Consider the following 8,507-nt stretch of genomic DNA (forward strand, 5'->3'; position numbering starts at 1 on the left):
GGCCCGGTTCGGGCACGCGGAACCATCGAACGGAACGACAGACTGGCCCCGTGGTGGAAATGGCGTCAAGGAGTGGAACGGGTTCTCGGGGACCGAAATCCGGGGAACCGCGTTCCACAACCGGAATGAGAAATCCGACAAAGATTAATCCGTCATGATGGGAGAATTTCACCCGTCAATGCCCGGATTTCTTCCGATAGGTCAGGCGACCGAGAAGCTGAACAGGCCGCTCGGCGGGGCGTGCCAGCCGCGGTCCGGGGACACCGTGACGCCGGGGCCGAAGCACCCGCGCCCGGCGTGCATGGTCACCTCCGCGTCGGTGAGGTTGACCAGCACGTGGGCGGTCCGGGGCAGCACGGTGCAGCTCCCCGACGCGGGGTCCGGGTAGCGCATGAGGTCTTCGAACTCGGTGGTGAAGACGACGACCTCGCCGGTCGCCGCGTGGGCGGGGGCGGCCCCCAGCAGCGCGGTCCCCAGGGCGAGGGCGAACGCGGTGGACAGAACCCTCATTCCACCATCCTCTCTCATTTCGTACGCGATTCATGGAAATGACCCCCTAGCGCGCCAATGACACGGAGGATCACCGCGCCAATCCTCTCCGAATCGAGGGGGCCCCGCAAGCAAAAAGAGAAAGACCTTGTTTTCGGACCCGCGCGGATGCCCGAACGGTCCCACCGGAGGGAATCGGCCGGGGAAAGGAGGGCGGGCGGCCCCGCGCCCCGGACGGGCGGACCACCGGCGGCGGGCACCGGGGCGCGGGAGGTTAGGACCGTTCCCTCCCCTCCCCGGCCCGGATGGCGCCGGTGTCCGGATACCCCCGGCCGGGGTGCTCGCACCGGACCGAAAACGGGGCGCTCCCCCGCGGCCCGGCCCCTTCCGCCCGGCGCGGCGCCCCGTGCCGCCGGACACGGGGCCGCGGTACGGGGGCGGGTGGCGTCGGCGCGGGGGCGGGCCAGACGCGCGGCCCGGCGCGGGGGCGGGCGGGCCCGGTCATCCCGGGTCCGGCCGCTCCGGGTCCGTGGGGAGGCCCCCGTGCGCGCGGCGGTACCCCGAGGGCGACAGGCCGGTGGCGCGGCGAAAGGCCGTGCTGAACGAGCCCGGGGACGCGTAGCCCAGCCGCGCGGACAGCGCCCCGACGCCGGTGTCGCCGGTCCGCAGGGCGTGCTCGGCCACGAGGACGCGCCAGCGGCGCAGGTAGGCGAAGGGGGTGAGCCCGCCGGTGCGGCGGAACCGCTCCGCGAACGCGGTCCGCGACATCGCCGCCGCCCGCGCCAGCTCCTCCAGCCGCCAGGACCGGCCGGGGTCCCCGTGCAGGAGCAGCACCGCGGGCCGCAGCCGCGGGTCCGCGTGCAGGCGCGGCCACCCCGGCGGCAGGCCGTCCCCGCGCACTGCCGCGCGCAGGCACTCCAGGGCGAGCAGCCGCGCGTACTGCGCGGTGGCGAAGGCGGCCCCCGCCTCCCCCGCGGCGGCCTCATCGAGCAGGAGCCCCAGCACCGTCCGGATCCGCCGCGCCCCGGGCTCGGCGCCGCGGACGCGGGTGAGCGGGGGCAGGCCCGCGAGCAGCGGCTCGCGGCCGGTGGGCCCCATCCGCAGGTGCCCGCCGACCACGGTGTCCGGGAGGCCTGCGGCGTCCCCGTCCCGGCCCCCGGCCCCCTCCCACCCCACCGGGGGCGGGATCTCGCGGGGCGCCCCCTGCCGGGGGGCGCTGTGCAGCACGAGCCGGGAGCGGCGCGCCAGTACGGCGACGTCGCCCTCCTCCAGCTCCACCGGGGCCCCGCCGTCGCTGCTCAGGACGGCGCGTCCGCGCAGGACCGCGATGACCTTGACGTCCGCGGCCACCGCACCCCGGGACACCCAGGGGGCGGTGGCCGTGAACCCCCCGGAAACCTCGGCACCGACCGCGGAGCGGTGGAGGAGGTCCGCGAGGGGGTCGCCCGGCGGCGGCGTCACCATCCCAGCGGCTCGCCGTCTCGGAAGAGGCCGCCCCGGGGTCCGTCGTCGGGCAGTGTCGCCGCCCAGACCACGCCCGGGGCGCTCTCGGCCGCGTCCCGGGCCCCCGCCTCCCGGGCGCCGGGGACGGTGGCGGTGAAGCCGGGGCACACGGCGTTGACCACGACCGGTGAGTCGGCGAGCCCGGCCGCCAGGACGCCGGTCAGGGCGTGGACCGCCGCCTTGCCCAAGGCGTGGGCGGGGTGGCCCCCGCCCGAGACGGCGGTCCCGTAACGGGGGTCGGTGCGCGAGCCCGCGCCCGACCCCACGTTGACCACGCGCGGCCGGGGCGACCGCTCCAGCAGCGGCAGGGCGGCGACGGTCATCCGCCAGGTGCCGATGAGGTCGACGCCGACCGTCCGCGCCGCCGCATCCAGGTCGGGGCCGGTCACGGCCGCCCCGTGGTCGGGGTGGGCGGCGGCGTTGTTGACGAGGATGTCCAGGCGCCCGCGGGTCTCCTCGACGGTGCGCACCGCCCGGTCGACGGAGTCCTGGTCGGTGATGTCGAGCGGCCACGGGAGCGCGTCGACACCGGCCAGGCCCCGCACGGCGGACGCGGCCCGGTCGGGGTCGCGCGCTCCGACCAGGACGTCGGTTCCGAGCCGGGCGAGCTGCACGGCCACTTCGAGGCCCAGACCGTGGGCGGCGCCGGTCACCAGGGCGACGGGCCGGTCCGGGGCGGCGGGGGCGGGGGCGGGGTGTTCTGCCATGGCTCCAGTGTGCTGCGGGGGGCGGCGGGGGGCCATGGGCGCGCGTGCGGACTTCTTCCGACTCCGTACGGGCCGCCGGTGCACCCGGCCCGGTTCCGGCCCGGCGGCGGCCCCGCCCGGTTCAGCGGAGCAGCAGGGCGAGGGCCCGGCGCAGCAGCCACCGCTGGGCGGCGTCCCAGTCCAGGCCGAAGTCGTGGACCGCGGTCCGCCAGGCGGGTATCCCGAAGCAGAACCACAGGATCTGGGACGCCTCCTCCACCGACAGGTCCTCGGGGAGCGCCCCCAGCCCGTCCAGGCGCTCGGCTGTCTCGGCCAGGAGCGCCCGGTACAGGGAGGTGGTCCGCTCCCAGAGCGCGGCGGCCTCCTCCTGGTGCGCGCTCATGGCGGCGTGGGTGACGGCCAGCAGGTCCCGGTGCTGCTCGTTGTCCCCGCGGGTGCCCTCGGCGATCAGCTCGACGATCCGCCGGGGGTCGTCGCAGGCGCGGACGAGGTCCGCGGTGCCCTGGCCGCGGGACTCGTCGACCGCGGCGGAGATGACCTCCTTGAGCAGGTCCGGCTTGCCGCCCACGCTGGCGTAGACGGTCTTGGTCGCCACCCCGGCGCGGCTCGCGATCTCCGCCACGGTCACGCGGTCGTACCCGCGGTCGGCGAACAGCCGCAGGGCCGCGTCGAGGACCGCCCTGCGGGTGTTGGCGGCCTCCTGCCGGCGGCGGGGCGAGTGGTAGGCACGGCTCTCTGTCACATTCCGACCTTAGGGGCGGCGGCCCCGCGGTCCCTCCCCGGTGCGGGGAGGGACCGCGGGGAGCGCGTCCGCCCGGGTCCGGGACGGGGCCCCGTCCGGGGCACGGCGGTGACCGGCGCTAGGCGGCCCCGTCGCGCTCCAGGTCGGCGGGGACCGCGCCGGGCGGGCCGAGCACGACGTCGCCGAGTTCCTCCGAGACGCGGGCGAAGAGTTCGAGGTCGATCTCGGTGGTGTCCGTGGCCTGGTCGGCGGGGGTGGCCGTACGCGCGATGAGTTCGGCGAACCCGGGCGGGGAGGTGATGAGGAGGGCGCGCGAGCCCTCCTCCCCCGACTCCACGGCGTGCGGCACCCGGAGGGGGATGGTGAGGTGGTCGCCCGGGGCCAGCCGGTGCGTCTCCTCGCCCAGCCATACGGTCAGCGAGCCCTCGGTGACGTAGAGGCGCTCCTCGTACCGGGTGTGGAGGTGGAGCGGGGTGCGCGCCCCCGGGACCTGGACGGAGTCGGTGACGTCGAAGCGCCCGCCCGTCTCCTCCCCCGTGGTCAGGATGGTGGTGCGCATCTCCGTGCCGAGCACGAAGGTGCGCCCCTCACCGGTGGGGCTCGCGGCGGGGTTCTGGATCGCTTCGCTCACGGGGGCGTCTCTCTTCTCGGGTTCGCAGGGGCGTGCGCCGGACCGGGGTGCTCCGAAGGCGGCCACTCCGGGCGCAAATTCAGGTTACCCCATGTGCATTCAATACATGGCATATCACTTGACCTCGACGCGGGGCACCGCCCCCTCCCCCGCGGGCCCGCGTCCGGCGGGAGCGCACGGGCCCCGCGGGGCCCGGCGTCACGTCCCGCGCGCCGGTCCGGTCCGGTCCGGTCCGGCCGGCCCGGGGCCGGCAGGGACGGCAGGGACGGCACCGACCCGAATTTGCCTTCGAGGCATAAACTGTTGTCCATGAAGCAAGAAGATGACGACCTGGACGGCCTGGTGCGCAAACGCATCCGCGCCCTGCGCGTGGCCCAGGGCTGGTCCCTGGAGGAGCTGGCGACCCGCGCCCGGCTCAGCCAGTCCACGCTCAGCCGCATCGAGAACGGGCAGCGGCGCCTGGCCCTGGACAGCCTGGTCACGCTCGCGCGGGCCCTGGACACGACCCTGGACCAGCTGGTGGAGACCGCCTCGGACGACGTCGTGCTCAGCCCGATGATCGACGGCGCCCACGGCCTGCTGCGCTGGCCCATCCGGGCCGAGCCCGGGATGACCGTCATGCGCCAGCGGCTGACCGCACCGCCGCCCGAGGACCCCGCGCGGATGCGGGCGCACCCGGGCCGCGAGTGGCTGGTGGTCCTGTCCGGCACGGCCACCCTGATGCTGGGCCACCGGCGCCTGCGGGTGGAGACCGACCAGGCGGCGGAGTTCCCCACGATGCTGCCGCACGCCCTGGGTGCCGAGGGCGGGCCCTGCGAGATCCTGGGGATCTTCGACCGCGACGCGCGCCGCGGCCACCGCAACGGGGACGGCGGCGCGCAGCCCCCGCCGTGACCCGCGCGGCGGCCCCGCCCGGGGCGGGGCCGCCGCCGGGAGGGCCTGCCGGTCGCCCCCCGGGCAGTAACCGCACCCCCCTTCTTTCGTTGTGAGCAAACCGGGATGCGCTCCGAGCACGGCCTTGTTGTGGCCGGACGTACCGCACCACGCAGAGCACGGCCGCGGCGGGCACCGCCGCCTCCTGACCCGGGTCCGCCCGCGCGGCGCCCCGCGACCGGAGCCCGGCCCTCGAAGGGGGGGGCCGGGCTCCGGCGCGTCATGCGGCGGAGCCGGGTCCCGCGGCCGGTACGCCGGCCCGGACGGAACACGGGTGCGCACAACGCACCGGGCACCGGGGGCCCCGGACCGGCGCACCGCGCGAACGACCGCCGCCGACCCGAACAGGGCACGGGTCCGCGAAACACACCGGCCGCCAGGCCCGGCCCACGGCATCCCCGCCCCCACGGGCTCCCTCCGGGGGACCCTGCCGGTGGCCGGCCCGAGGGGGTCTCAGAGCGCCGTGCACCCCGGGGGTCCCCCGCCCCTGCGGCGCACGTCCCACCGGCACGGAACACCTTGACGGCACATGCACGAACTCCATAAAATCAACCGAACCACAAGCAAACACAAACGTTCCAACATCGAGGTGGCGCGCGAGAGCCCGGATACCCGGGCGTGCCGCCTCGGGGTGCGCGGTTCTCGTCCCCGCCGCACCCATCGGCCCTCCCCTGCTCCGGAGAGGCCGTCCCGCTGCACCCGCCGGCGTTCCCGGCACCGCGGCGGGGCGCCCGAACCGGTCCGCGGCGGACCACCCGGCGGTTCCGGTTCCCCCCGTACGCCGTGTGGCTCCGCCCGGTCGGCGCCCCCGTGCCGCCGTTCTCCCCTCGTCCCGGCGGGCGGGCGGCGCCGATCCAGTTCCGGCGCCCCTTGCCGCACAGGCCCGGGACCCGCCGGGTCCCCCGCCGTGCGTGCGACAGCCCCCTCTTGCGGCCCCAGGCCGCCCGGGCCCGACACGCCGTCCTCTGGAGAGACCGTGGCACACATCGCCCCCCGCCTTCCCCCCGCCCACGCCTCGCCACGGCCACCGCGCGAACCGGTGTCCGCCACCGGGAACGCGGCGGTGCGGCTGCTCCTCGACATCAGCGGGGAGGCGCTGCAACCGAGTTCCGCGGGCGAGGCCGACGGCGTGGGGCTGCTCCGCACCGACTTCCTGTTCCGCGGCCGGGCGGAGCCGCCCACCCGCGAGGAGCAGACCACCGCCTACACGCGGATGTTCGCCGCGGTTCCGGGCCGACCCCTCACCGTCCGCGTGCTCAACGCCCGGGCGTGCGAGCCGGCGCCCCCTGCCCCGGGTGCGGTGGACCGCCACCGGTCCGCGCGGCGGCCGGCCCCCGCCGGCGGTCCGCGACGGGACATGCTGGTGGAGCAGCTCGCCGCCATCGCGGCGGGGGCCGCGCGGACCGGGGCCGACGTGGGGGTGATGGCGCCGATGGTGTCCACGCCGGAAGAGGCCGGGGAGTTCGCGGACCTCGCCCGCGCCCAGGGACTGACCCGGGCCGGGGTGATGGTGCAGGTCCCGGCGGCGGCGCTGCTCGCCGACCGGCTGCTGTACGAGGTGGACTTCGTGACGGTCTGCGCGACAGACCTCGCCCGGTACACGATGGCCGTCGACCGGGCGGCGCACTTCCCCCCGGGCCTGCTGGACCCGTGGCAGCCGGCGGTGCTGTCCCTGATCGGCTCGGTCGGGCTCGCGGGCCAGAGCCTGCACGTCCCCGTGGGGGTGTGCGGGGACGCCGTCACCGACCCGCTGCTGGCCCTGGTGCTGGCGGGGCTGGGAGTGACCAGCCTGTCCATGGCAGCTCCGGCCCTGCCCGCGGTGCGCCAGGCCCTGGGCCGCCACACCCCGGAGGAGTGCCGGCGCCTGGCCGGCCTGGCGCTGGGGGCGGGCTCGGCCCGGGCGCGCGAGGCGGTCCGGGCCGCCGCCCGCTCCGGGGGCGCGGGCACCGGCCCCGGTGGTCCCCCGGCCGGGGGGCGGCCCGCGACGCGGCGGGTCCGCCGTGCCTCCTGACGGGGGATGAACCGGGTCGGAGCGGTGCCGGCGCCCGTGTCGGGAGCGTCGGCACCGCCGGCGGCTCCCCGCGGGGCGGCCCTACGCGTCCACCGCACAAGGCCACCCCGGGGCGCGAACACCGCAGGCGGCACCGCCCGCCGACGGGTCCGTCACCCCTGCCGAGAAGCGTCGGCACCGCCCGCGCCTCCCCGGACCGCCCCGCGCGTCCGCCACGGAGGACCGACCGGAACGGGGACCGCCCCCGCCCCCGGTGACGGCGGGGGCGGGGGCGGGACCTACGGTCCGGCCGGCGGGCGGGTCCCCGTCAGCGTCGGCCGCCGCGGGTGCGCGGGTCGAACGAGCCGGAGGTGTCGATGTTGACGTCCTCGGTGGCGGAGAAGCCGCGGGCGGTGCGGATCGCACCGTCGGCCGCCTGTCTCTGGGCGACGGCCACATAGTCGAGCAGCTGCCACAGGATCTTCTCGGCCTCGCCGAGGGTCTCCTGCATCCGCTTGGAGTAGTCCCCCCGGTCCCCCCAGGGCACCTCGATGGACGTACGGGCGCTGTGCGCGTGGTCCACGATCTCGTCCGTGAAGTCGGCTGCCTCGTAGACGCGCCTGTTGTCCCGGCTGATCCCGTCGGCGTCGACGGAGAGGCTCTCACGTGATACGGACATCGTTCTCCTCCTGTTGCTGTCTGGTCACTGCGGGCGGACGGTCACTCGAAGTCGCGCGGGGAGAACCCCAGGGCGCGCAGGGCCTCGTCGACGTCGATCTCGCCGCGTACCGCGGCGGCCGTGTCGATGCCCTCGGGGGCGAAGAAGTCGTACGCCTGCGCGGCCCGGTCCGCCATCCGCCGCTGGGCGCGGTCGATCACCTCGACCAGCGTCGCCGCCAGCTCGGCCGCGGCCATGCTCCGGTAGCCCTCGGTGTGGAACACGAGTCCGGTGAGGGCGCCGGCCGCGTCGACCTTCGCGGTCGCCAGCCGGTTCTTGGCCACGGCCTCCTCGGTCGCCGACTCCAGGCTCGCGCCCGCGTCCGAGAGCTCCCTCATCGTGGTATCGAGCCGCCGCAGTTCGGCTTCCATCTGCTCGCGCATCGGTGAACTCATGCCGCCGGATCTCCTTCAAGGTTTTACACAGGTCGTTCACGGCAGGGGCGAACCCTGGAAAGCACCCCTGCCGGTGTGTTCCACACCACGGTCGGCACCACCGGGCGCCCCGCTGTTTCCCGGTGACTCCCGGAGTACCGCGCCGGGACACGAAAACAGACTCTTCACAAATACGATCGCGGTCGCGCAGATCCTCACACAAAGGAGAACACCGCGCCGACAGCCCTTCCGAATGAGACGAAGAACTCCATTAGCCGTCGGACCCCACCCGATTTCCCGTGGTCCGGATCTGCGACCGCCCCGGAGAGGCGGACGCGCGCCCGGGCGGACCCCGGTTCACGGGCGGGGACCCGCGGACCGGAAAGGGACCCGACCAGGGGTCCTTGTCCGACAGCACGC

The 8,507-nt window shown here is 76.0% G+C and carries 9 protein-coding genes; 2 read left to right on the plus strand and 7 right to left on the minus strand.

The features are described 5' to 3' along the window. Positions 1 to 201: 201 nt before the first annotated feature. The 5 genes from BUE45_RS14945 to BUE45_RS14965 form a co-directional block, all read right to left on the minus strand. Positions 202 to 510 (minus strand): hypothetical protein, encoded by a 309-nt coding sequence (locus tag BUE45_RS14945; RefSeq protein WP_073379935.1) that lies wholly within the window; start codon positions 508 to 510, stop codon positions 202 to 204. A 480-nt stretch (positions 511 to 990) separates the two neighbouring features. Further along, positions 991 to 1,953 (minus strand): helix-turn-helix transcriptional regulator, encoded by a 963-nt coding sequence (locus tag BUE45_RS14950; RefSeq protein ID WP_073379936.1) that lies wholly within the window; start codon positions 1,951 to 1,953, stop codon positions 991 to 993. Continuing rightward, a complete protein-coding gene (locus BUE45_RS14955) occupies positions 1,947 to 2,699 on the minus strand; it encodes an SDR family NAD(P)-dependent oxidoreductase (RefSeq protein WP_073379937.1) in 753 nt (250 codons plus the stop codon). The genes BUE45_RS14950 and BUE45_RS14955 overlap by 7 nt, the downstream gene beginning before the upstream one ends. Before the next feature lie 121 nt (positions 2,700 to 2,820). Further along, the gene (locus tag BUE45_RS14960; RefSeq protein ID WP_073379938.1) at positions 2,821 to 3,441 is read right to left on the minus strand and encodes a TetR/AcrR family transcriptional regulator; all 621 of its coding nucleotides are present in this window, start codon (positions 3,439 to 3,441) and stop codon (positions 2,821 to 2,823) included. A gap of 118 nt (positions 3,442 to 3,559) precedes the next feature. After that, the gene (locus BUE45_RS14965) at positions 3,560 to 4,072 is read right to left on the minus strand and encodes a cupin domain-containing protein (RefSeq protein ID WP_218619546.1); all 513 of its coding nucleotides are present in this window, start codon (positions 4,070 to 4,072) and stop codon (positions 3,560 to 3,562) included. 309 nt (positions 4,073 to 4,381) lie between these two features. On the opposite strand from BUE45_RS14965, the gene BUE45_RS14970 reads away from it, so the two are divergent. Continuing rightward, positions 4,382 to 4,966 (plus strand): helix-turn-helix domain-containing protein, encoded by a 585-nt coding sequence (locus tag BUE45_RS14970; RefSeq protein WP_073379939.1) that lies wholly within the window; start codon positions 4,382 to 4,384, stop codon positions 4,964 to 4,966. Between the two features lie 1,078 nt (positions 4,967 to 6,044). Then, on the plus strand, positions 6,045 to 7,016 hold the full coding sequence (locus BUE45_RS33845) for a putative PEP-binding protein (RefSeq protein ID WP_073379940.1): 972 nt from the start codon (positions 6,045 to 6,047) through the stop codon (positions 7,014 to 7,016). 307 nt (positions 7,017 to 7,323) lie between these two features. Here BUE45_RS33845 and BUE45_RS14980 read toward each other — a convergent pair whose 3' ends face one another. Both BUE45_RS14980 and BUE45_RS14985 read right to left on the minus strand, forming a co-directional pair. Further along, positions 7,324 to 7,674 (minus strand): hypothetical protein, encoded by a 351-nt coding sequence (locus BUE45_RS14980; protein ID WP_073379941.1) that lies wholly within the window; start codon positions 7,672 to 7,674, stop codon positions 7,324 to 7,326. 41 nt (positions 7,675 to 7,715) lie between these two features. Then, positions 7,716 to 8,108, minus strand: coding sequence for a hypothetical protein (locus tag BUE45_RS14985; protein ID WP_084737293.1), 393 nt, complete (start codon positions 8,106 to 8,108; stop codon positions 7,716 to 7,718). Between the last annotated feature and the right edge of the window lie 399 nt (positions 8,109 to 8,507).

Source organism: Nocardiopsis flavescens (genome assembly GCF_900141985.1).
Classification (GTDB): Bacteria; Actinomycetota; Actinomycetes; order Streptosporangiales; family Streptosporangiaceae; genus Nocardiopsis; species Nocardiopsis flavescens.

Coding starts and splice junctions, on each gene's coding strand:
- BUE45_RS14945 (WP_073379935.1), bottom strand. CDS start 510: ATGAGGGTTCTGTCCACCGCGTTCGCCCTCGCCCTGGGGACCGCGCTG.
- BUE45_RS14950 (WP_073379936.1), bottom strand. CDS start 1,953: ATGGTGACGCCGCCGCCGGGCGACCCCCTCGCGGACCTCCTCCACCGC.
- BUE45_RS14955 (WP_073379937.1), bottom strand. CDS start 2,699: ATGGCAGAACACCCCGCCCCCGCCCCCGCCGCCCCGGACCGGCCCGTC.
- BUE45_RS14970 (WP_073379939.1), top strand. CDS start 4,382: ATGAAGCAAGAAGATGACGACCTGGACGGCCTGGTGCGCAAACGCATC.
- BUE45_RS14980 (WP_073379941.1), bottom strand. CDS start 7,674: ATGTCCGTATCACGTGAGAGCCTCTCCGTCGACGCCGACGGGATCAGC.
- BUE45_RS14985 (WP_084737293.1), bottom strand. CDS start 8,108: ATGAGTTCACCGATGCGCGAGCAGATGGAAGCCGAACTGCGGCGGCTC.